This is a genomic window from Microbacterium binotii, from assembly GCF_021398715.1.
Taxonomy (GTDB): domain Bacteria; phylum Actinomycetota; class Actinomycetes; order Actinomycetales; family Microbacteriaceae; genus Microbacterium; species Microbacterium binotii_A.
Genome location: NZ_CP090347.1, coordinates 2,789,486 through 2,811,759, shown reverse-complemented (window position 1 = coordinate 2,811,759; position 22,274 = coordinate 2,789,486). Strand labels below are relative to the sequence as shown.

At 70.4% G+C, this 22,274-nt stretch carries 23 protein-coding genes; 15 read left to right on the top strand and 8 right to left on the bottom strand.

Translation table 11 applies throughout. The features are described from left to right. Window positions 1-193 precede the first annotated feature (193 nt). The 5 genes from LXM64_RS13695 (at window position 194) to LXM64_RS13675 (ending at window position 5,738) form a co-directional block, all read left to right on the top strand. A complete protein-coding gene (locus LXM64_RS13695; protein WP_234073683.1) occupies window positions 194-1,288 on the top strand; it encodes a LacI family DNA-binding transcriptional regulator in 1,095 nt (364 codons plus the stop codon). 117 nt (window positions 1,289-1,405) lie between these two features. Further along, window positions 1,406-2,302, top strand: coding sequence for a DUF808 domain-containing protein (locus tag LXM64_RS13690; RefSeq protein WP_234073682.1), 897 nt, complete (start codon window positions 1,406-1,408; stop codon window positions 2,300-2,302). 75 nt (window positions 2,303-2,377) lie between these two features. After that, window positions 2,378-3,277, top strand: coding sequence for a phosphatase PAP2 family protein (locus LXM64_RS13685; protein WP_234073681.1), 900 nt, complete (start codon window positions 2,378-2,380; stop codon window positions 3,275-3,277). 76 nt (window positions 3,278-3,353) lie between these two features. Further along, complete coding sequence (locus LXM64_RS13680; protein WP_234073680.1) at window positions 3,354-3,881, top strand: hypothetical protein; 528 nt, start codon at window positions 3,354-3,356, stop codon at window positions 3,879-3,881. A 102-nt stretch (window positions 3,882-3,983) separates the two neighbouring features. Continuing rightward, a complete protein-coding gene (locus LXM64_RS13675) occupies window positions 3,984-5,738 on the top strand; it encodes a helix-turn-helix domain-containing protein (protein ID WP_234073679.1) in 1,755 nt (584 codons plus the stop codon). Here the strand turns inward: LXM64_RS13675 and LXM64_RS13670 are convergent. From LXM64_RS13670 to LXM64_RS13655, 4 genes are all read right to left on the bottom strand, one after another. Then, a complete protein-coding gene (locus LXM64_RS13670; RefSeq protein WP_234073678.1) occupies window positions 5,646-7,124 on the bottom strand; it encodes a putative Ig domain-containing protein in 1,479 nt (492 codons plus the stop codon). The two genes, LXM64_RS13675 and LXM64_RS13670, sit on opposite strands and share 93 nt — an antisense overlap. 112 nt (window positions 7,125-7,236) lie before the next feature. After that, window positions 7,237-8,778, bottom strand: a complete 1,542-nt coding sequence (locus LXM64_RS13665) for a tripartite tricarboxylate transporter permease (protein ID WP_234073677.1) — start codon at window positions 8,776-8,778, stop codon at window positions 7,237-7,239. A 1-nt stretch (window position 8,779) separates the two neighbouring features. Next, complete coding sequence (locus LXM64_RS13660) at window positions 8,780-9,370, bottom strand: tripartite tricarboxylate transporter TctB family protein (protein WP_234073676.1); 591 nt, start codon at window positions 9,368-9,370, stop codon at window positions 8,780-8,782. Continuing rightward, complete coding sequence (locus LXM64_RS13655) at window positions 9,367-10,389, bottom strand: tripartite tricarboxylate transporter substrate binding protein (protein ID WP_234073675.1); 1,023 nt, start codon at window positions 10,387-10,389, stop codon at window positions 9,367-9,369. The genes LXM64_RS13660 and LXM64_RS13655 overlap by 4 nt, the downstream gene beginning before the upstream one ends. 143 nt (window positions 10,390-10,532) lie before the next feature. On the opposite strand from LXM64_RS13655, the gene LXM64_RS13650 reads away from it, so the two are divergent. The 4 genes from LXM64_RS13650 to LXM64_RS13635 all read left to right on the top strand — a co-directional run bounded on the left by LXM64_RS13650 (window position 10,533) and on the right by LXM64_RS13635 (window position 14,615). Beyond that, on the top strand, window positions 10,533-11,801 hold the full coding sequence (locus LXM64_RS13650) for an ATP-binding protein (protein WP_234073674.1): 1,269 nt from the start codon (window positions 10,533-10,535) through the stop codon (window positions 11,799-11,801). After that, window positions 11,798-12,541 (top strand): response regulator, encoded by a 744-nt coding sequence (locus tag LXM64_RS13645; RefSeq protein ID WP_234073673.1) that lies wholly within the window; start codon window positions 11,798-11,800, stop codon window positions 12,539-12,541. Before LXM64_RS13650 ends, LXM64_RS13645 begins: the two co-directional genes overlap by 4 nt. 69 nt (window positions 12,542-12,610) lie before the next feature. Then, window positions 12,611-14,020 carry a glutamate decarboxylase gene (locus LXM64_RS13640; RefSeq protein ID WP_234073672.1) on the top strand — a complete coding sequence of 470 codons (1,410 nt, stop codon included), beginning with the start codon at window positions 12,611-12,613 and terminating at the stop codon, window positions 14,018-14,020. 157 nt (window positions 14,021-14,177) lie between these two features. Next, window positions 14,178-14,615, top strand: a complete 438-nt coding sequence (locus LXM64_RS13635; RefSeq protein WP_234073671.1) for a GNAT family N-acetyltransferase — start codon at window positions 14,178-14,180, stop codon at window positions 14,613-14,615. Window positions 14,616-14,688: 73 nt separating this feature from the next. Here the strand turns inward: LXM64_RS13635 and LXM64_RS13630 are convergent, their stop codons facing one another. Further along, on the bottom strand, window positions 14,689-15,630 hold the full coding sequence (locus LXM64_RS13630; protein ID WP_234073670.1) for an NADP-dependent oxidoreductase: 942 nt from the start codon (window positions 15,628-15,630) through the stop codon (window positions 14,689-14,691). Between the two features lie 109 nt (window positions 15,631-15,739). Here LXM64_RS13630 and LXM64_RS13625 point away from each other — a divergent pair, with 109 nt between their 5' ends. From LXM64_RS13625 to LXM64_RS13610, 4 genes are all read left to right on the top strand, one after another. Continuing rightward, window positions 15,740-16,258 carry a MarR family winged helix-turn-helix transcriptional regulator gene (locus LXM64_RS13625; protein WP_234073669.1) on the top strand — a complete coding sequence of 173 codons (519 nt, stop codon included), beginning with the start codon at window positions 15,740-15,742 and terminating at the stop codon, window positions 16,256-16,258. Beyond that, entirely contained in the window at window positions 16,255-16,881 is a 627-nt protein-coding gene (locus LXM64_RS13620; RefSeq protein WP_234073668.1) for an ABC transporter ATP-binding protein, read from the top strand. The genes LXM64_RS13625 and LXM64_RS13620 overlap by 4 nt, the downstream gene beginning before the upstream one ends. Continuing rightward, window positions 16,878-18,371, top strand: a complete 1,494-nt coding sequence (locus tag LXM64_RS13615; RefSeq protein ID WP_234073667.1) for a hypothetical protein — start codon at window positions 16,878-16,880, stop codon at window positions 18,369-18,371. The genes LXM64_RS13620 and LXM64_RS13615 overlap by 4 nt, the downstream gene beginning before the upstream one ends. Before the next feature lie 118 nt (window positions 18,372-18,489). After that, a complete protein-coding gene (locus LXM64_RS13610) occupies window positions 18,490-19,029 on the top strand; it encodes a YaeQ family protein (protein ID WP_234073666.1) in 540 nt (179 codons plus the stop codon). A 6-nt stretch (window positions 19,030-19,035) separates the two neighbouring features. Here LXM64_RS13610 and LXM64_RS13605 read toward each other — a convergent pair whose 3' ends face one another. Next, complete coding sequence (locus LXM64_RS13605) at window positions 19,036-19,587, bottom strand: NUDIX hydrolase (RefSeq protein ID WP_137418915.1); 552 nt, start codon at window positions 19,585-19,587, stop codon at window positions 19,036-19,038. Window positions 19,588-19,714: 127 nt separating this feature from the next. Here LXM64_RS13605 and LXM64_RS13600 point away from each other — a divergent pair, with 127 nt between their 5' ends. Beyond that, entirely contained in the window at window positions 19,715-21,163 is a 1,449-nt protein-coding gene (locus LXM64_RS13600; protein ID WP_234073665.1) for an MFS transporter, read from the top strand. Window positions 21,164-21,175: 12 nt separating this feature from the next. Here LXM64_RS13600 and LXM64_RS13595 read toward each other — a convergent pair whose 3' ends face one another. Next, window positions 21,176-21,358: a hypothetical protein gene (locus tag LXM64_RS13595; protein WP_234073664.1), complete on the bottom strand. Its 183-nt coding sequence runs from the start codon at window positions 21,356-21,358 to the stop codon at window positions 21,176-21,178. A 148-nt stretch (window positions 21,359-21,506) separates the two neighbouring features. Between LXM64_RS13595 and LXM64_RS13590 the strand changes: the two genes are divergently transcribed. Then, window positions 21,507-21,965 (top strand): MarR family winged helix-turn-helix transcriptional regulator, encoded by a 459-nt coding sequence (locus LXM64_RS13590; RefSeq protein ID WP_234073663.1) that lies wholly within the window; start codon window positions 21,507-21,509, stop codon window positions 21,963-21,965. On the opposite strand, the gene LXM64_RS13585 is transcribed toward LXM64_RS13590, so the two are convergent. Then, the gene (locus tag LXM64_RS13585) at window positions 21,934-22,257 is read right to left on the bottom strand and encodes an ATP-dependent DNA ligase (RefSeq protein ID WP_234073662.1); all 324 of its coding nucleotides are present in this window, start codon (window positions 22,255-22,257) and stop codon (window positions 21,934-21,936) included. The genes LXM64_RS13590 and LXM64_RS13585 overlap by 32 nt on opposite strands. Window positions 22,258-22,274: the final 17 nt, after the last annotated feature.

Here is a 22,274-nt window from a genome sequence, read left to right as displayed (position 1 = left end):
TCGCGTACTCCCTCGTCTCGCTCCGGGGACGGCAACGTCGCGACCCCGATCGTGCTGTGCACGCTCCACGAGTAAACCGGTTTTTGTTCGGCAGATCAACTCTTCATGGCAACACGCATGATTCCGCGGTATCGCGAGGATGACGCTGCGGCGCATACAACTAAATCGGACTAAACGACGCTATGATTCTGAGGTGCAGAACGAGCCTTCCCTTCCCAGCGGTGCGGGCGCCGCCCCCGCTCGGGGTAAGCGCAAGGGCGAGACCCGCAAGGCCACGATCGGAGACGTCGCGGCGATGGCCCGCGTCTCGAAGAGTGCCGTCTCGTTCGTCTTCAACGGTCGCGGCGGGGTGGGCGAGGAGGCGCGGGCTCGGATCCTGGATGCGGCCGCAGCCCTGAACTGGAAGCCGGACGCCCGCGCCCGGGCGCTCTCGCGCAGCCGGGCACAGGCGCTGGGCTACATCGTGCGGCGTGAGCCGGAGCTCTTCAGCACCGACCCCTTCTTCCCGCAGTTCATCGCGGGCGTCGAGAGCACGCTGTCGGGCGAGGGCTACGCTCTCGTCCTGCAGGTCGTCGACAGCGAGGAGACCGAGCGCGCGGCGTACGCGAGCTTCGCCAACGAGGCGCGAGTGGACGGGGTCTTCCTCGGCGATCTCCGGATCGGGGACCAGCGGCCCGTGGAACTGGCCGAGCTCGGTCTGCCCTACGTTCTGGTCGGGCCCGACGCCCCCTCCGGCGCGGGGCCGGATCCCATCGGCCTCGACGATGCCGCCGGAGTCCGTCGCGCTGTGCGTCATCTCCATGCGCTCGGACACCGGCGCATCGCCCACGTCGGCGGCTCCGATCGGTACGTCCACTCCGCGGTGCGCCGCCGGGCGTGGGAAGACGAGATGACCGAACTCGGTCTCGAGCCGGGCCCGACGGTCGTCGCCGATTTCACCGGAGCAGCCGGAGCCAAAGCCACACATGAGCTGCTCGATCTGGCGGCTCCGCCCACTGCGATCATCTACGCGAACGACCTGATGGCGATCGCCGGGATGTCGGCCGCGATCGATCGCGGCCTCCGTGTGCCCGCGGACCTTTCCGTCGTGGGCTTCGACGACATCCCGCTCGCGCCCTACGTGGTGCCCCCGTTGACCACCGTCCGTCAGGACGTCATCCAGTGGGGTCGGGCGAGCGCCCGGGTGCTCATCTCCCTCGTGGAGGGCCGGGAGCCCGCCCCGATCGATCTGCCCCCCGTCGAATTCATCATGCGTGGCAGCACGGGCCCGGTGCGCGCCGGCGCGTGAGCCGGAGCCGCGGTTCGCACAACCCGTGAGCCCGCCCCTCCCGGGGCCGATATCCTCGCTGAGGGCATCCGCCCCTGCAGCCGTTCGGCTGCGGCCCTCGCATCCGGGAGAGTGCATATGTCGGTCGGCCTGCTCGCCGTCGTCGATGACATCCTGACCGCCGCCATCAAGGCGAGCGCGAAGACCGCGGGTGTCGTGATCGATGACGCCGCCGTCACCCCGCAGTACGTGCAGGGCATCACGCCGGCGCGAGAGCTGCCGGTGGTGTGGAAGATCGCGCTCGGCAGCCTCATCAACAAGTTCGTGATCATCATCCCGATCGCGCTGCTGCTGACCGCATTCGCCCCGTGGGTGCTGCCGTTCCTGTTGATCCTGGGCGGCGGGTTCCTCTGCTTCGAGGGTGCGGAGAAGGTCCTCGAGTGGTTCGGTGCGCACCACGAGGATGCGGATGACGACGCCCCCCGCGACGAGAAGAAGCTCGTGTTCGGCGCCGTGCGCACCGACCTCATCCTCAGCACCGAGATCATGCTGATCGCGCTCTCGAGCCTCGACCCCGACTTCGGCATCTGGATGACCCTCGGCGCGCTTCTGGTCATCGGCCTCGCCATGACCGCTCTGGTCTACGGCGCGGTCGCGCTGCTGGTGAAGATCGACGACATCGGTCTGCGACTCATGAAGAGCGACGCGCGCCGCATCCGCCGGTTCGGCGTCCGCGTCGTCGCATCGATGCCCGCTGTGTTCCGGGTCATCAGCGTCGTCGGTACCGTCGCCATGCTCTGGGTCGGTGGTCATCTGGTCGTGGGCAACCTGGCCGAGACGCTCTGGGACGGACCCGAGCACCTCGTCCACGCCGTCACGCACCTCGTGGAGGCGGCAGGCCCCGTGGTGGTGTGGATCATCGAGACGGCCCTCTCCGCCGTCTTCGGCCTCGCGCTCGGGCTTGTGATCGTGGCCGTGGTCACCGGCATCTCGCGTCTGACGAAACGCGGTGCGCGCGCGGATGCGGCCCACTGAGTCAGACCATCGGGACGCTGCGAGTCGCCGGTCGTCTGTTCGGGGGCTCGTAGGGTGTCTCGATAGAGTCGGTGGATGGGGGAGGTCTCGAATCGACTCGGTGTCGTGACCGGGCTGCGCTGGTGGATCCTGCTGGCGATCGCAGTGGCCGTGATGTCGGCGGTTTACGTGCTCGCCGTCCTCACGCCGACCGGGCAGGCACTCGAGAACGCGGCGATCGCCGGCACGCACCAGGTGTCGGCCGCTACCGGCGAACAAGCGCTGCAGTCATTGGACGCGATCACCTTGACGACGCTCGCAGCGGCGACCGTCGTGATCATCGCGATCGGCGTCCTGCGACGCCAGTACGAGCTGGCCGCTCTCGCGGCGGCAGTGATCGTCGGCGGGCAAGTGGTCACGCAGGGCCTCAAGCGCTACATCCTGCCGAGGCCGGAGCTGATCGGCGCGGATGCGACGATCGTGGAGAACTCGTTCCCCAGCGGTCACACCACGATCGCCATGACGTTGCTGATCGCCGTCTTCCTGGTCGTTCCGTTTCGCTGGCGTGGTGTCGCCATGACGGTGGTGATGACCTGGGCGATCGCGATCGGCGCATACACGATCACCGCCCGATGGCATCGCTTCTCCGACACGCTCGGAGCGGACATGGTGGCGCTGGGACTCGGCGCCGTCGTCTCCCTCATCCTGCTCCGGACCGGTCGGATCGTTCCAGCGGCCTCGCGGCCCAGAGCGCGTGTGCTGTTCGTCATCCTGATGTCTCTCGTCGCGGCTGTCATGCTCGTTCTGGGCGTGTTCATCGCCGTCGCGGCGAGCCGCTACCCGCTCGACGATCCGATCATCCAGTGGGATCTGTACCTCGCGGCGAACTCGCTCGCTATCGCCGGGTCGGCGTGGACCGGACTCGTGTTCTGGCTGTCGTGGCGACGTCTCGAGATCCGGCCGCAGCCTCGGAAGAGCGAGTCTCGCGAGGTCTGAGGAAGCCACTGCGGGATCCGGCGGGATTGCGTCAGGGCCGGTATCGGCGACGCTCTTCGACTGTCATGATCGCGGCGTGAAGTCTTTCAAGCCGCTCGTCCTGGTCGCGGCAGCCCTGGTGCTCACCGGCTGTGCGCAGACCTCGACGGACGCGGCCGAGCCCGCGGGGAGTTCGGCCGCGGCGGGCGCCGATTCGGGTTCGGCGCCCGCGCCCGAGGCGGGGTCGGGCACGGGCGACGCATGTGCGCTCGTGCCCTCCGCCGATATCGCCGCAGCTCTCGGTGTCGACGCGATCGAGGGGGTCGCCGCGGAAGGTCAGCAGGGTCTGCAGCAGTGCACCTGGACCTACGCCGACACACACAGCGCCATCGCCCAGTACACCGCCGACGCCGACGCGTTCCTCCCCGCAGAGCTCTATCCGCAGGGCGAGAACGCGCAGCCGATCCCGGGCGTCACCCGCGGCTGGGCCGATGCCTCGATCGGCACGATCCTGGTCGTGAAGGGCAACGAAGGGCTGCTGCTCGTCGACATCGACCCGGGAGGGTCCGGCGCCGACCCGGCGTTGTGGACGAGCCTCGGGGAGACCATCGCGGGCCGTTTCTGAGGCTGTTCGCTGCGGGTTTCGGCGGATTCGGCATCCGGTCCATATCGCGGCAGGTCCCCTGCGTGGCACGATTTGCCCGGAACCGGCAGAGGGGCGGATCGCGTGGGCGAAGACGTCGGCGGCAGCGCCGAGGCATGGCGGTTCGCCACGGGCATGCTGCTCCGCGTCTTCGCCGGTGACGCGGGCGTCGAGCTCGCCGCTGCGTCCGCGCGGTCGGATGCGGCGACGACCCCCGCCGACCGTGTGCTCTCCCGCGTCGCCGCCACGATCGCCGCGGTGATCGCCTGCCGGTTTCCGGATGCGGCCGCGCAGGCCCGTCGCGCACGGGACGAGAGCGACGGGTGCGCGCCGGCCGTCGTGCGCCTCGCGTCGGCGGCGATGTTGACAGCGGATGCCATGGCGGGCACCGATCACGGTCACCGTGTCGGTGTGGATGCGGCCGTCGTCGCCGCTGCCCTCGCCGACGCGGGCGAGGGCGCGCTGCTGACGCGATACCTGCTGGCCGAAGCCGCGCTGAGCTCCGGCGGCTTCGACGCCGCCGACGCGCTGGTCCGCGGTGCGGACCTCGCCCCCGGACAGGTGACGACGGACGACACCGAGCGCGCCGATCCGGCCGCGGTGGCCCTGCAGCTGCTCGCCGCGCGCAGCGGCGCATTCCACGGGCGCCGCGACGAGGTGAGAGCGATCGCCGAAGGACTGTTCCGCAGCGCCGCGATCGTGCCGCCGCGGGCGCTGGTGGTGCTGCAAGCCATCGGCAGCTACGGGACCGCGGTCGCCGGCGATCGGGAGCGGTTCTTCACCCTCGCGGATGCGGTGATCGCGCGCACCCGCCGGGACGAGAACTACCTCTCCGTCGGATCGTCGCTCTACGTCGCCTGGGGTTTCCGTGCCGTCGGACAGCTGCAGCGTGCCGCGGCGTTGCTCGTGTCGGCAGCGGGCGCCGACCTGTCGCGCTGCAAGGTGTGGGACCGTGCCTTCGCCACGGAGGTGCTCGTCGAAGCGGCGCTGTCGCGCGGCGACACCTACCGTGCGGGGGTTCTCCTGCGTCGCAGCGGCGCCCTGGCTCGTCATCGCGTGGCGACGTCGTCGCTCACGCGCGCCCGTGGAGCACTCGCCCTGTCGCAGGGGCAGGCGGCGGATGCGGAGGCGCTGGCCGCCGCATCCGTGCGCATCGACGAGGCGGCCGGAGCGGCGACCGAGGTGCTGCGCGGCGAGCTCGTGCGTGCGGACGCGCTCGCCGCCGCCGAACCCGCGGCGGCGTTGGAGCTGTTGCTGCGCCTCGCGCGCCAGGCGGATGCGGTGGGCTACGAACGCCACCGCCTGCTCGCCGCTCGTCGGTGGCGGGAGCTGGCCGCGCGGGTCGGCGGCGCGCGGGGCGACCTGGCGGTCATGACCGAGAAGCAGCGCGAGGTGGCGGTGCTTCTCGCGGAGGGCAACACGAACGCGGCGATCGCGCAGGTGCTCTACCTCTCTCCGCGGACCGTCCAGAGCCACGTCGAGGACATCCTGCGGATCACAGGAGCGCCGACGCGTGGCCGCGCGGCCGCCCTCCTCGGCCCGCGGCGAGGGCTCGATCTGGCGCGGCTGAGCCCGCGTCAGCGCCAGATCGCCGCGCTCGCCGCGGCGGGGAGCCGCAACGCCGAGATCGCCGCATCCGTCGGTCTCAGCGTGAAAACCGTCGAGCACCATCTCGCCGAGGCTCTGCACCGACTCGGTCTCCCGTCGCGAGCGGGGCTCGCCACCGTCGCCTTCGAGTCAGCGGCCTCACCCGCGGGTGCCCCGGCGTCGGATCCCGGCACCGATCGCCAGCGCGGCTCCTCCGAGGAGGGCGCCGAGGGCGACGAGCACCGCGCCTGATTCATCCGCAGCACCGCTCGCGGCCAGTCGCGTCGGCGAGCCGGGATCCGTGGGGACCGGCGTCGCTGCGGAGGACGGCTGAGGCGCCGCGTCGACCGTCAGGGTGATCGTCGTCGTGACGACCGTGCCGTCCGACGCCGACGCTGTGATCGTGTACGTCTGCGTCGGTTGCAGGGCGAGCGGGGTCCCCGAGATCGTGCCGGTCATGGCGTCGAGCGAGAGACCGGCAGGAAGCGCCGGTGACACGGCGAACGTGGGCGCGATGTCGAAGGCGGATGCGGTCACCGTCATCGTGAACGGCAAGCCGACGGTCCCCGTGTCGCCGGTCGCTGCGGTGAGCGCGGCGCGGGAGAGCAGACCGACCGCGCCGGAGGCGCGGTTGCCGACCCAGACCCGATTTCCGCTGGGGGAGACCAGGACGGCCGCCGCATCCGTCGCGTCGATCGCCGTCGTCTCGGTCACGCCGCCCGTCGCGACATCGAGCGTCGACAGGTTGTCGCCGCCCACCACGAGCAGGTTCGCTCCGTCGGGCGAGAAGACGGCGGCCGATGCGTCGTGCGGCACAGTGGCCGTGCGCACGATCGTGCCGTAGGCGGCGGATGCGGCGTCGATGTCGATGAGGAACACCTGGTGCGCGCTCGGCGCCGTGACCGCCACGAGCGTGCCGGTGGGGTTCACGGCGATCTGGCCGGCGGTCGTCGTCCCGGGCAGGAGGATCGTGGCGGACTGACCTGCCAGCGCGAAGGGATCGTTGAAGAGGTACACGACGCCGGTGCCGGCCGCGGTCCCCGCGACGAGGATGTCGTTGTCCGAACCGTTGCCGGGACCCGTGGCGATGTCCGAGAGTGCGGAAGGCCGCGGGATGCCCGGCGCGTCCGGGGCGAAGTCGACCCCGCTCACGCTGCTCACGTCGATGTTGAACCGGAGGATCCGGGTCGGATCGGCCGCTGAGGGGGCGGCCACGACAGTCTCTCCCGCGGCCGCGATCGAGAGGGCGCCGAGCGCCGTCGTGGGCAGGGCGATCTGAGAGATCAGCGCACCCGATGCGTCCAACCGCACCACCCATCCTGCCGTCGTGGAGACGTCCACCTCGGCGCCGTCGGAGCTGATGGCCACATCCGTCGGGAGTCCGAAGCCCTCGACCGCGAAGTCGATCGAATGCGCCACGACCGTGCTCGTGGAGGTGTCGAAGATCGCGAGGCGAGCGGACCCGTCGACGACATAGCCCGTCGAACCGTCCGGCGAGAGTGCGAGGCGCTGCACGCTGCCGCCCGTGCCGGCCACGCCGGTGACCGTCTGCAGCGGTTCGGCGGCCTGTGCGGGCAGGGCGAGGAGCGTCACAGCGCCCGCGGCGATCAGAGCGAGAGGGAGAAGACGGCGGCGCATGGCGGTCCTTCGGTGTGGGGCTCCCGGCGCGGGGCCAACCGAAGTCTGGCGAGCGCCCGCCGGGCGCACCATAGGGGAATCGGCCGAGATGCGCCGATTCCCCTGCCGCGGCTCAGCGGGTGACCGACTCCTTCTCCGTCTCGGTGACCGCGCGGCGCGCCCGCCGGCGTGCAACGATGCGTCCGCGCACCGAGAACACCAGGACGGCGGCCAGCAGCACGTAGAGCGTGATGGTGATCGGGCTGTGCACCAGCACCGAGAAGTCGCCGTTCGCGCTCATCGCCGCATCGCGCAGGCTCGTCTCGGCCAGCGGGCCCAGCACCATCCCGATGATGAGCGGGGCGAGGGGGAAGTCCATCGCCCGCATCAGGAAGCCCAGGATGCCGATGCCGAGCAGCATCAGCAGATCGAACGTCGACCCGGAGGTGGCGTAGATGCCCAGCGCGCAGAACACCGTGATGCCGGCGTACAGATAGGGGCGGGGGATCAGCAGCAGCTTCGCCCACAGCATCGCGAAGGGCAGGTTGAGGATCAGCAGCACGACCATCGCGATGAAGAAGCTCGCCAGAAGTGCCCAGACGAGCTCGGGGGCGCGGTCGAACAGCAGCGGGCCGGGCTGCAGACCGTACTGGCGGAACGCCGCGAGCATGATCGCGGCGGTCGCGGAGATCGGCAGGCCCAGTGCGAGCAGGGCGCCCATCGCCATGCCCGTCGTGGCGTTTCCGGCAGCCTCGGGAGCCGCGAGACCGCGGATGGCTCCGCGTCCGAACTGCGGCTTCTTGCGCCGGGCGTCGAGCCGCTTCTCCAACCCGTAGGCGAGGAACGTCGGGATCTCGGATCCGCCCGCGGGCACGACGCCGAACGGCAGGCCGATCGCGGTGCCGCGCAGCCACGCCGGCGTCGCCTCCTTCAGCTCCTTCCGGCTCAGCCACGGCCGACCGGTGGGCCTGATGATCTTCTTCGCGGTGTCGTGACGCGCGAGGCACGCGACGAAGATGACCTCGCCGAGCGCGAGGATGGCGACGGTCACGGTGACCAGCGAGATGCCGTCGAACAGCTGCGGCGACTCCATCGTGAAGCGCGGCGCTCCCGACACCCCGTCGATACCGATCACCGCGATACCCAGACCGATGAACAGCGACGTCAGCCCCTTGATCACGTTGTCCGTGACGACGGACGATGTCGCCGCGAACGCGAAGACGGCCAGGGCGAAGAACTCCGCCGGCCCGAACCGGCTCGAGAAGTCCGCGAGTGCCGGGGCGAGGAACACCACGACGATCGATGCGATGAAACCGCCGATGAAGGCGCCGATGGCGGCGGTGGCCAGAGCCTGGGCGGCTCGGCCGTTCAGCGCCATCTTGTGGCCCTCGAACGTGGAGGCGATGGCGGATGCCTGCCCCGGAGTGTTCATGAGGATGCCCATGGTCGAATCGCCGAACAGGCCGCCGAAGTAGACGCCGGCGAACATGATGAACGCTGCGGTGGGATCGAGCGAGAACGTGATCGGCAGCAGCAGGGCGACGGCCATCGAAGAGCCGAGGCCGGGCAGAACGCCCACGGCCGTGCCGAGAAGGCAGCCGACGAGAACCCAGAGCAGGTTCTCCGGGGTGAAGGCATTGGCGAAACCTTGTGCCAGTAGTTGCAGAGCATCCATGTCAGAACCCCCCGAGGAGGCCGGACGGGAGCGGCATCCCGAGCAGCATGTCGAATCCGATGTAGGCGAGCGAGCTCAGGGTCGCGCCGACCGCGAGCATCTGGATGGGCTTGGAGGCACCGAATCCACGGGCGATGCACCAGAAGAGCAGAGTCGCGGCGATGATCCAGCCGAGCAGATCGAGCAGCACCGCGAAAGCGAAGAACGAGACCAGCACCCACGCCAGCGAGCGGACGTCCACGCGCACCGGCCGCGGGGGCGGCGGGTCGTCGTCGGCCTCGGCCGCCAGCAGCTCGGCCGTGAGCGGGTCGGGCATGGCCCTGATCTCCCGCACCGCTGTGATGGCGAGCGAGACGGCGAAGGCGTAGAGGCCGGCGGTGACGATGCCGGGGAAGAACTGCGGTCCGGGGAAGGCAGCACCCTCGGGCACGCGCATCGTCAGGATGCCGATCAGCAGGTACGTCGCGAACGCCGCCACGATGACAGGCATCGTGAGGCCCTTCAGCAGCGCCGCGATGCCGGGGCCGGAGACGAGTCGCAGGCGTTCGCCGAGGACGGCGGAGGTGGCGGTGGGATTGGCGGGGAAGGTCACAGGCCCATCTCCTCGTAGAGCGTGCGGATGCGGGACTCCTCGTCGTCGAGGAAGCCGGTGAGCTCGTCCCCGGTGATGACGCGCTCGGTCCAGCGATAGCGCTCCACGGCGTCCTGCCACTGGGGGGTCTCGACGGAGTCGAGGATGAGCTGCGTGAGCTGATCCACCTCGTCGTCGGTGAGCCCTGCGGGGGCGGCGAGCATACGCCAGTTGGTGAGCGAGATGTCGTAGCCCTGTTCGGCCGCGGTCGGGATGTCGATCCCCTCGATCGGCTCTTTCGCGACGAGGGCGAGGGCGCGCAGGCGCCCCGCCTCGATCTGGTCGATGTTGTCGGGGTATCCGCCCGCCGCGGCTTTGGCCGTGCCGTTGAGCAGCGCCTGGATCGCCTCGCCGCCGCCGTCGGACGAGATGTAGGTGGTGTCGACCGGGTCGATCCCCGCGGCGAGGGCGAGGTCGGTCACGACGAGCTGGTCGAACGAGCCGCCGCCCGTCCACGGCAGGGCCTTGGGGTTCTCCTGCCACGCCGCGACGAGATCGTCGAGGCTCTCGTAGGGAGAGTCGGCGGGGACGACGATCACGTCGTACTCCTCGACGACGACGGCCAGAGGCGTGACGTCGGCGAGGGTCGCGGCGGAGTTGAACTGGATCGTCGCGGCCAGCAGCCCCGTGCCGCCGACGAGCAGATTGTTCGCCTGGCCGTTCAGCACCGACACGTTGCCGAGGGCGATCGTGCCGCCGGCTCCGGGCATGTTGACGACCTGCACGTTGTTCACGAGGCCGTTCGCCTTCTGTGCCTGCTGCAGCTCGCGCGCGACGCCGTCCCATCCGCCGCCGGCGGCCGCCGGGGCCACGATGGTCATCGAGGCGCTGATCTCCTGTCCGCCGGCGGCCGAGCTGATCGAGCCGAACGCGGCGATGCCGACCGCGGCGGCGGTCACGACACCGCCGACCACGCGGCCGATCACGGTTCTGGTGGTGGTCTTCGTCCGGGGGGCGGACTCGTCCGAGGGGGTGGTCATCATTGCTCCATTCGCGCGGACATCGTCGTCGCCGCGAGATCGACCTAGGATGGCAGCGCGCGAGACGGCGAGGCCGGTCGCGCCGATTTGTTCCCATAAACGCGCACGCGGCGACGGGGCCGCACGGCGAGGAAGCGAGCACGATGGCGTTCGGGCACCGGCAGCGCGCCGTCCGGCTCGCCATGCTCGTGCTGCCCTCGATCGTCACCCTCGCGGCCCTCGGCGTCACGACGACGGTCGCCCTCGCGCTGCAGGAGAGCCGCATCCGGGATGCGACGGCGGAGCGCGTACAGGAGGTGGCCACGAGCCTCGCCGCTCTGAGCGAGGTGCGACAGACCGTCGCATCCGTCTCCGACGCGGGAACACCGGACGACCTCGCCGACGCGGCTGATCTCGCTTCGGCGACGGCAGCGCTGCAGCCGATCGCGGAGCTGGTCGCCCGCGCGGCGGGCGTCTATTACGTCGTCGTGACGGACGACGAGGGCGTGCGCATCACGCATCCGCTCGCGTCCGAGCGCGGCGTGCAGGTCTCGACCACGAACGCCTCGGTGCTCGCGGGTACGCCGTTCCTCGGCACCGAGACGGGGCCGTCGGGGCCGTCGCTGCGCGCGAAGGTGCCGGTCGTCGACGGTGACCGCGTGGTGGGCATGGTCGCGGTCGGGGTGCTCGAGTCCGACATCGCCGCCGAACGCGAACAGGCCCTGGGGGCACTGCTGCCCTGGGCAGTGGGGGCGCTCATCGTCGCGACCCTCGCCAGCTCCGCGCTCACGGCGGCGGTCGAGCGACGGTTCCGCCGCCTCGACGAGCTGGCCCTCGAGCACGCCCAGATGGGGCGGACGACGGCGGCGCTGCGCGAGCAGTCCCATGAGTTCACGACACGCCTGCACGTCGTGCACGGGCTCGTCTCCCGGGGTGACGCGGACGAGGCGCTCGCCTACATCGAGGATCTCGTGCCCGTCTCGGGTGCTCGGCACGATGAACGGGATGCGGGTATGCCGCTGCGCGATGCCGCGGTTCACGCCGTCCGCTCCGACGTACTCGCCCACGGTGCGCAGGTCGAGTTCGACATCGCCGTGGGGCGCGACATCGACGACGAGGTCGTCACCGTCCTCACCAACCTCTGCCGCAACGCCGCCGAAGCCGGGGCCGCCCGCATCCGCTGCATCCTCCGCGAGCGCGGCGACCTGCTCGTCGGGGCGGTGGAGGACGACGGGCCCGGCGTGGACCCGCGCCAGGCGACGCGGATCTTCGCCCTCGGGTTCTCCTCGAAGCCGGATGCCTCCGGCAGCGGACGAGGCATCGGTCTCGACCTGGTGCGCCGGCTGGTCACCGCGCGCGGGGGGACGATCGAAGTGGGCGCCTCGACGCTCGGCGGCGCCCGGTTCTCCTTCGAGATGGCGAGGCGCCCGTGACCGGGAACATCCGCGTGCTCGTCGTCGACGACGACAGGGGAGCCCGCGCATTGCACAGCGGCTTCGTCGCAGCGACGAGCGGCTTCACGGTCGTGGGCACCGCCGCGAGCGGGCGAGAGGCCCTGGGCTTCGACGTCGACGCGCTCGATCTCATCCTGCTCGACATGCGACTTCCCGACATCAGCGGCATCGAGGTGCTGCACCGCCTCCGCACGATCGGCGGGTCGGAGGTGGACGTGATCGTCATCAGCTCCTCGCAGGACCAGACGACCGTGCGTCAGGCGCTCGCCGCGCACGTCGTGGGGTATCTGATCAAACCCTTCACCGAATCGGCGCTGCGGGCCCAGCTCGAGCAGTATCGGACACGTCGTCAACAGGCCCAGCAGGATGCGCGCGGGCGTCCGCTGAGTCAGGGCGAGATCGATCGGCTGCTGGCGACGGGCGGCATCCGAACCGGCGCCCACGTCGCGGCGACGCCCGCTGCCGCATCCGCGCTGCCGAAGGGGCTGGCGCAACCCACGCTCGATCGGGTGGCGGCGGCGCTCGATCCCGTCATCGCGCGGTCCGGCGCCGAGGTCGCGACCACGTGCCATCTGTCGCGAGCCACAGCTCACCGCTACCTGACGCATCTCGTCGACCTGGGGCTCGTCGACCGTGCACACCGCTACGGCAAGCGCGGGCGTCCCGAAGTCCTCTATCGGCTCGCACCGGCGCACGCCCCGGACGCCACGACCCGCTGAGAATCCTCGCCCTCGGCGGGCGACTCGTGATTGTGTGGGCGAACGCGAACCCACGCCCCGGAGGCAGCAATGAACGCTCGTCGAGGTCCTCACCGTCCGCCCGCCGGAAGCGAGGACCGGCTGAGTATCAATCCCGTGTTCGTGCGCCCGGGGGAGGCCACGGAGTTCGACCGCTATCGGCTCCCGGCAGGCCCGAGCCTGCCCGAGACGGCCTACCAGATCGTGCACGACGAGGCGATCCTCGACGGCAACTCGCGCCTGAACCTCGCCACCTTCGTCACGACGTGGATGGATGACCACGGGCAGCGGCTCTATCGCGAGGCCTTCGACAAGAACATGATCGACAAGGACGAGTACCCGGCGACCGCCGAGATAGAAGAGCGGTGCTGGCGGATGCTGGCGGATCTCTGGCACGCACCGGACGACGCCGACGCGATCGGCACGTCGACGATCGGCTCGTCGGAGGCCTGCATGCTCGGCGGGCTCGCGCTCAAGCGGCTGTGGCAGGAGCGACGCAGGGCCGACGGGAAGCCGACCGACCGGCCCAATCTCGTCATGTCTGCTGCCGTCCAGGTGGTGTGGGAGAAGTTCTGCAACTACTGGGAGATCGAACCCCGGTACGTGCCGGTCTCCCCGGGCCACCTGGTGCTGGACGGGGAAGGTCTGGAGCAGTACGTCGACGAGAACACGATCGGCGTCGTCGCGGTGCTCGGACAGACCTTCACGGGGCTCTACGACCCGGTCGCCGCCATCGCGGCGAAGCTCGACGAGATCGAGGCCGCCACCGGCTTCGACGTCCGCATCCACGTCGACGGCGCGTCCGGCGCCATGATCGCCCCGTTCTGCCAGCCCGAGCTGGACTGGGACTTCCGCATCGCTCGCGTCAACTCGATCAGCACCTCGGGGCACAAGTACGGGCTCGTCTATCCCGGCGTCGGCTGGGTCGTCTGGCGGGATTCGTCGGTGCTGCCGGAGAGCCTGGTGTTCCATGTCAGCTACCTCGGCGGCGACATGCCCACCCTCGCCCTGAACTTCTCCCGGCCGGGCGCTCAGGTGCTGCTGCAGTACTACCAGTTCCTCCGCCTCGGACGGGACGGCTATCGCGCCGTGCAGCAGAACTCGCTCGACGTGGCGCAGTTCCTGTCCGGTGAGATCGAGCGCATGGGTCCGTTCGACCTCGTGAGCCGAGGAGACACCATCCCTGTCTTCGCGTGGACGCTGAAGGCGGGCCATACGGACGTCTGGAACCTCTACGACCTGGCGGACCGCCTGCGGATGAAGGGGTGGCTCGTGCCGGCCTATCCGATGGCCGACGACATGAGCGACACGGTGCTGCAGCGCATCGTGGTGAAGGTGGGGCTCAGCCGCGACCTCGCGGCGTCGCTCATCGCCGACATCCGCGCCGAGGTGGACTTCCTCGACCGCCTCGATGCGCCGCTGCCCCGCGAGCGCACCACGGGCTCAGGCTTCCACCACTGAGACGGGCGCGCGCCGTCGGGGAGCAAGGACCGCCGTCGCGCGTTCCGCCGAACGAGCATCCGTTCATCGAGTGAGCACCCAAACGGATGCTCACTGGGCGAACGGATGCGCGCTCGCGTAACAACCGAGGCACGTGCGGCGACGTTACGCTCGGCTGGTGAACGCCGACCTCGACCACATCGTCTTCCGTGCCGCACGCGGGGAGGACCTCACCGGAATCCTGGCCTTCTGGGCGCAGGCGGCCGAGAACGAAGCCCGGCCGGCCGACGACATCGCGATGCTGGCGGCGCTTCTCGAGCGGGATGCGGACGCGCTCGACCTGGCGGTTCACGACGGCGGTGTGGTCGGCACGCTCATCTCGGGCTGGGACGGCTGGCGCGCACACCTGTATCGCCTCGCCGTCCGTCCCGATCTGCGCGGCCGGGGCATCGCCGCAGAGTTGCTTCGTCGCGCGGAGGCTCGCCTCGCGGCCCTGGGTGCTGCACGACTCGATGCGATGGTGCTCGAGCACAACGGGCTCGGACAGTCGTTCTGGGCGTCAGCCGGATTCAGCGCACAGCCCGAGTGGCGGCGGTGGGTGCGCTCCGTCGAGTGAGCACCCGTTCGCCGAGTGAGTTCCCGATCGGATGCTCACTCGGCAAACGGATGCGCGCTCGCGTAGGCCGGGTTCAGTCGCCCGCCGACGGGAGGAACACGATCTTGCCGTGCACGTCGCCCGCCTCGGCGCGTTCGTGCACGCGCGGCAGGTCCGCGAGCGGCAGCCGCTCGGTGATGTCTACGCTGAGTTCCCCCCGATCGATGAGTGACACCAGGTTCGCAAGCTCGTCGACGTCGGAGCGGACGAAGATCGTCACCGCCCTGACGCCACGCGCCTCGTCACCGGGCGTCGGCACCATCGGTGTGGTCGAGACCACCACGCCGCCGTCGCGCACCAGCGGGACGAGGGACTGGAAGCCCTCCGCCGAGATGGGGGCGAGGTTCAGCAGCACGTCGACCTGCTCGGTCACGGCATCCTGCAGTGTCGTGACGGTGTGGTCCACGATCTCGTGGGCGCCGGCCGCCTCCACCCGGGCGCGACTGCGCCCGCTCGCGGTGGCGATCACGTGCGCACCCGCGCTCCGGGCGAGCTGAACGGCGTAGCCGCCGACCGGCCCGCCGGCACCGTTGATGAGCACGCGTTGGCCGGCGCTGAGTCCTGCCCCCTCGAAGAGAGCCTGGGATGCGGTGAGTCCCACCGAGGGAAGCCCCGCCGCATCCGCCAGCGGAATGGTGAGCGGCGCCTTCGTGAGGACGGCGGCCGGTGCCACCACGTACTCGGCGGCCGCACCGTCCGACTCCATGGGGATCAGACCGATGACGCTGTCGCCGATCTCCAGATCGTCGACTCCCTCGCCCAGCGCGTCGACGGTGCCCGCGACGTCGTATCCGGGGATGTGGGGCAGGGTGATCGGAATGGGGAGGAAGCCTCCGCGCATCCCGCCGTCGGCCGGGTTGTAGGCGACGCCGGCGACACGGATGCGCACCTCGCCGCTGGCGGGCGCGGGCGTCGGCGCGTCCTCGTAGCGCAACACCTCGGGACCGCCCGTCTCGTGGAACCGTACCGCTTTCATGATTGCCTCCTCAGTTACATGCTTCGAATTCGTAGCATGCGGAAGACGATAGCAGTGGTTCGAATTCGAAGCAACTGGTTCGAATCGGTAGCACTGTTACGCTCGCGGCATGGGTTCTTCGTCGACAGGTCCGAGTGCTGTCCAACTCGACGCATACTTCGGTCTGATCGAGGTCAGCAGCCTCCTGCGTCATGCCGTCGAGCAGCAGCTCAAGGAGGCGGGCGATCTGAGCTACGTCCAGTTCCAGCTGCTCGCGACGCTCGGGGATGCCCCGGGCGGCTCCCTGCGGATGACGGATCTCGCCGACGGCGTCGTCTACAGCCGGAGCGGCCTGACGTACCAGGCCCAGGTGCTTGAGAAGCGGGGTCTCGTCGCCCGATCGGCGTCGCCGGACGATGAGCGCAGCATCGCGGTCGCTCTGACGGCGGAGGGCAAGGACGTGCTCGGACGGGTCTTCCCCGGGCATATCGCGATCCTCGAGGATCTGCTCTTCGCGCGTCTCTCGCCCGGTGACGTCGATGCCCTCGCCGACATCCTCGGCCGGGTGCGCGACCACATGAGGCACACGCCGCCGCGCTCGGCGGCCCGGCGTCGCCGCGCCCCAGCATCCGAGGGGACTCCGGCATGATCGAGGTCGATGCGGTGCGCGTCGTCTCCGGCGATGTCACGCTGCTCGACACGATCAGCTGGCGTCTGGATGCGGGTACGGCGCTGGCCGTGCGGGGTGGCAACGGATCCGGGAAGACGACGCTGCTGCGCGTTCTCGCCGGCATGCAGACGCCCTCCGCCGGTTCTGCGCGCATCGCCGGGGCAGCCATCTCGCAGCGCGACCGCACCTATCGTCGGCGCGTGGCGGCGATGATCGGGCTCCCGCCCTTCGCACCCGATCTCACCGTGCTCGAGCACGTCCGACTCGTCGCCGTGACGTGGTTCACGGCGGACGAGGCCGACGCACGGGCGCGCGCCGTGCTCGGTGAGCTCGGCCTGCACACGCTGCACGAGCGGTTCCCTCATGAGCTGTCGTCGGGGCAGACGCAGCTCTTCGGGCTGGCGCTCGTCCTCGTGCGTCCCGCCGAGGTGCTAATCCTCGACGAACCCGAGCAGCGCCTCGACCCCGAGCATGTGGATGCGGTCATCGCCGCGCTGCGGGCGCGGCGGGATGCGGGAGCCACTCTCGTGGTCGCGACGCACCACCCGCGGCTCGCGGAGCTCGTCGCCGATACGACGGTGCGTCTGGAGCGCGCCGCGTGAGCGGCAGTGTGCGCGCCGCCGTCGCCCTGTGGCGCCAGCGTGGCAAGAGCGGCGGGGAGCGGGCCTTCACCGTCTACCTGTTCGTGCTGGTCGCCCTCGTGGCGGTGGCGCCCGTCGTGCGTGCGGTCTGGCTGGGGGCGTCAGGGTCCGGCGGGCTCGCACTGTTCGCGGACCCGCGCGCTCCGCGCGTGATCGCGCTGGTCACCTCGGTGGTCTGGGCCGCTGCGCTGGCAGTGGGGCCCTCGCGCGGTCCGGCGCTCCGCCCGCCCTCCCTCACCTACGCGCTCGGCACCAGCGCCCTTCCTCGCTCGCGCGCCTTTCTCGGGCCGGTGCTGGCCGCGGGCTTCGTCTCGATCGGCCTGTGGACCGTGGCGGCGGTGCTGGCGGGCGGGAGCCTTGCGGCGAACGGCATGGCTTCCGCGGACGCCGTCGTCGGGTTCGCCGCGGCCGGGGCTCTGGGGGGAGCGGTCACCGTCTGCGCCTGGCTGCTCGGGCAGGCGCTGCCGCGACTCGCCCTCCCCGCAGCGGGCCTCGTGCTCGGTCTGGGAGTGGTGGCGGTCGCCGTTCCCGCCGCGAGCATCGTGACCCCCATGGGCTGGGTCGCCGCCGTGTATCCGCTCGGCGGCGGGACGAGCGGCCTCATCCCGCTGACGGCGCTCGCGCTCGCGCTCGCCGCGTCGGCGCCGTGGCTGCTGGAGCGGCTGCGTACGGACGAGCTGCTCGCGCAGGCGGCGCGTGCGGATGCGGCGCAGACGTCGGCAGCCGGGCTGGAGCTCGGACAGGCCGCGGACGTCTACCGTGCCCGACCCGCGCCAGGCCGCCGCCTGGGAGCCCTCGGTTCACGCGGCCCGCTGTGGTTGCTCATCCTGCGTCGGGACGCCGTCGGGTCCTTGCGTACGCCGTTGCGGCTGTCGCTCGGGGCGGCGGCGCTGGCGCTGGCCGGAGTCCTTGCGGCGATCGCGCTCGCCCCCGGCGCGCCGACGCTGTTCCTCGGCGCGGTCGCCGGAGTCCTCTCGTTCGCGGGCCTCGGGCCGGTGACCGACGGCATCCGTCACGCCGCGAGTGCGGCTGCCGACGTGCCACTCTACGGAGTGACGGATGCGTCGCTCGTGGCGTGGCACGCGCTGTTCCCGCTCGTGGCTGCGATCGCGCTGCTGATGCTCGCGGCCGGGCTCACCGTCACGATCGTCGCTGTTGCGAGCGGTGCGTCGGCCGCTCTGGCGGCGGCGCTCATCGCGCTGATGACGCTCGCCCTTCGGCTGGCGAGCGCGCTGAAGGGGCCGATGCCTCCGGCGCTGCTCGTGCCCATGTCGACGCCGATGGGTGATCCGATGGCGGGTGTGCGACTCGTGTGGGCGCTGGACGCGGTCGTGCTGGCCGCAGCGTCCGGAGCGGCGATCGTGCTCCTTCCCGCAGCTCCCGTCGCGACCTGCGCGCTGGCGGGCGTGATCGTGGTCATGATCGGGGTGCGCTGGCGCTCACGGCGCTGAATCGATCGCGTGCCCGGCGAGCGAGCACTCATTCATCGAATGAGCACGCGATCGGATGCGCGCTCGGCGAACGGATGCGCGCTCGGCGAGTGGCCGCGGCCGCGTAGGCTCGAGGGCTATGGCTGCCGGCGCGACGATGTACACGTTCGATGTGACGCTGTCGGATGTGGACCGCGGCGTCTACGAGCAGTTCACGCTGCGGGCGGCGCGGCATCCGTCCGAGACGGATGCCTTCATGCTGACCCGGGTGCTGGCATTCTGCCTCGAGTACGAGGAAGGCATCGCGTTCAGCGAGGGGATCTCGCAGGCCGAGGAGCCCGCGGTGCTCGTGCGGGACGCGACGGGCGCGATCACCGCATGGATCGAGGTCGGTGCTCCGGATGCGGCGCGCCTGCACTTCGGCAGCAAGCTCGCCGATCGGGTGGTCGTCTACACCCACCGCGACCCGGCGAAGGTCGCCGCGCAGTGGGACGGCAAGAAGATCCACCGGGGCGACGCGATCCGCCTGATCAGCTTCACGCCCGGGTTCATCGACGAGGCGCGCCCCGCTCTCGAGCGCCGCAACACCGCGACGGTCTCCGTCGTGGAATCCCGGCTCTACCTGGAGCTGAACGGCACGGCCGTCGACGCAGAGGTCATCGAGCAGCCCGCGCAGTAGCGTCGCTCAGCGCACCGCGAGCACGCGTGCCAGGCGATCGGCGAGTCCCGGCGCCGAGTCGAGCGGCAGCGCCGCCACCGGCCACCACGCCACCGCATCCGATTCGTCGCTGACGACCAGGGGAGCGGTCAGGTCTGAGACGCGCCCGACGACGCCGATGTCGAGGTGCGACGCGCACCGGCCGAACCCCCCTCCGAGGGCGTGATGATCCAGATCCGCCACCGCGATGCCCTCCAGCAGCGCGGGAGACAACCCGGTCTCCTCCTGCAGCTCGCGCAGCGCCGCGCCCTCCACGGAGGTGTCGCCCGCCTCGAGATGCCCGCCGGGCTGCACCCAGAACCGACCCTTGCCGTGGAAACACAGCAGCACGTGCGCGGCGTCCTCGTCGAACACGAAGGCGCTGGCCGTGACGTGCGTCGGCGGGCCGGAGCGCTCCAGGGTCGCTCGGCCGTGGTCGCGAAGGGCCCCGACGAAGTCTCGACGCGTGCTCTCCTCCGCCTCGTCGCGGGTGTGCCAGGCGTTGACGGCGGCGGTGACGGATGCGAGGAGCGGGCTCATCCCTCGACGGTAGGCGATGCGCTTAGCCCTCCGCGCCGCCGGGGTCAAGGTTCCGCCGCCGTGTGCGGAGCGGGAGTAGGAATATCGGCGGCAGGGGCAGCGGTGCCGCCTGCGGAAGGAGTGAGTCATGTCGCTGCAGCCCACCGAGATCAGATCCCTCGTTCCCGCCCGCATGGATCGCCTGCCGTGGTCGAGATTCCATTGGATGATCGTCGTGGGCCTGGGCTTCTCCTGGATCCTCGACGGACTCGAAGTGCAGATCGTCGCGGCGACCGGTTACGCCGCCACCCTCGGCATGGGCTCGTTCGAAGTGGGGCTGGCGGCCACCTTCTACCTGCTGGGGCAGGTGACCGGCGCCCTCGTGTTCGGACGCCTGACCGACAAGCTCGGGCGCAAGAACCTCTTCCTCATCTCCCTCGCGATCTACCTCGTCGGCAGCGCGGTCGCCGGCCTCGCCTTCGCCCCCTGGTTCTTCTACATCTGGCGCTTCGTCGCCGGCGCGGGCATCGGCGGCGAATACGCCGCGATCAACTCGGCCATCGACGAGATCATCCCGGCGAAGTACCGCGGACGCGTCGACATCGCGATCAACGGCACCTACTGGGGCGGCGCGGCGCTCGGTGCCGTGGCCAGCTCCTTCTTCTTGAACCAGGACATCTTCGCCGAGGACCTCGGCTGGCGGCTGAGCTTCTTCGTGGGACCCGTGCTGGGCATCCTCATCATCTGGCTGCGCCGCCACATCCCGGAGAGCCCGCGCTGGCAGATGACGCACGGGCGCGAGGAGGAGGCCGAGCGCGGTGTCGACGAGATCGAGGAGCGCATCCGCAAGGAGGGTAGGGAGATCCCGCCGGTCGATGAGAGCAAGGCGATCGTCGTGAAGGAGTACGGACGCGTGCCGTTCCTCGTGATCGCGAAGGTGCTCTTCCGCCAGTACCCGCGGCGCACCCTGGTCGGGGTGACGATGATGGTGACGCAGTCGTTCCTGTACAACGCGATCTTCTTCACCTACGCGCTCGTGCTCGAGAACTTCTACGACGTCCCGCCCGCATCCGCGTCGCAGTACTTCATCGTCTTCGCCCTGGGCAACCTCGCCGGTGCGCTCGTGCTGGGGCACTTCTTCGATACCTGGGGTCGGCGACGGATGCTGTTCGGCACCTATGTGCTCGCCGGGCTCATCTTGCTGGTCAGCGCCTTCTTGTTCCACGTCGGTGCCCTGGACGCGGTGACGCACACGATCTTCTGGTGCGCATCGTTCTTCTTCGCCTCCGCTGGGGCCTCGGCGGCGTATCTCACGGTGAGCGAGATCTTCCCGCTGGAGCTGCGCAGCCAGGTGATCTCCTACGTGTTCTCGATCGGTCAGCTCGTCGGAGCAGCGGCGCCCGCGCTCTACGGAGCCCTCATCGGGGACGGATCGGATCGCGGGCCGCTCTTCTGGGGCTATGTGCTCGGCTCCGCGGTGATGATCCTCGGCGGCGTGGTGTGCGGCATCTTCGGGGTCAGCGCCGCAGGCAAGTCCCTCGAGGACATCGCCGATCCGCTCTCGCTGGTCGACGCGAAGGACGAGCAGCGCTCGTGACCCGAGGGGGGCTCAGCCGTCGTGGCGGCGCAGCGCACGCAGCCGCGGGAGGGTGTCGCGCCATGACGCGCGGGCGGCGGGAATGTCGCCGACGAGCACGACGGCAGCAGGGGAGCGCGTGTCTCCCAGCGCGTAGCCTTCAGGGAGATCGTCCACGAGCTGCCCGGCTCGGGGTCCGCCGTCCAGCATGTACATCCCGGCAGGATAGCGCGCGGCGATATCCGGGTGCCGAGGGGTTGCGCAAAACCGCGTCGTCGGCCTCGGCCTCCGGGTTGTGGTCGTCCCGCCGGTCGGCGAGGATGGTCGCTAGACAGACTAGTAGTTAATCTGCGAGCGGAGTGACATGGCGGGCAGCACGGCACAGGAACGCACCATCGATCCGGCGGTCTCGGCCATCGAGCGGCTGAGGCTCGCCGAGGCCAGTCTCAGCCGGCGTCGCCAGACCGCCTGCGGTCCGAGTGAGAACGCGCGCGCCGCGATGCGTCTCATCCTCGAGCGCGCGGATGCGGGAGAGGACCTCACCCCGGGCGACATCGCGGAGCACCTGGGCGTCTCGCCCGCGGCCGTCAGCGGCATCCTCGACAAGCTTCACGCCGGCGGGCTCGTGGCCTTCCGCACCAACCCCGATGATCGGCGCAGCAAGCTCGTCGTGCCCTTCGACCGTGACACCGACATCGATGAGCTCGACCCGGTGGGCGCCCGCATCCGTCAGGCGGTCGGGGAGCTCGATCCGGAGACGTCGGCCGCTGTGGTGCAGCTGATGGAGAAGATCACGCAGGCTGTCGATGCGGAGTGTCGCTGACCGCCGGCTCTGGCGACAGCGTCAGGCCGTGAGGCCCGTTGGCCTCGGCCATCATGGCGTCCAGCCACTCCCGGTTGAGGGCCGGGTTGCGGCTGCCGTAGAAGGCGAAGACCAGTGAGATGCCCGGGTGCACCCAGAGGCTGCGGGTGCCGATGCCGCTCGTGTCGGCCAGGTGCAGCAGGAACGGCTCGCCGCGGCGCAGCTTGTTCATGAAGACGAGGCGCAGATGTGCGAGGGCACGGTCATCGATGTCGAAAGACTGGCTCCCGCCGTCGTAAAGCAATTGGCCCATTGCCCTAAGGTAACGCC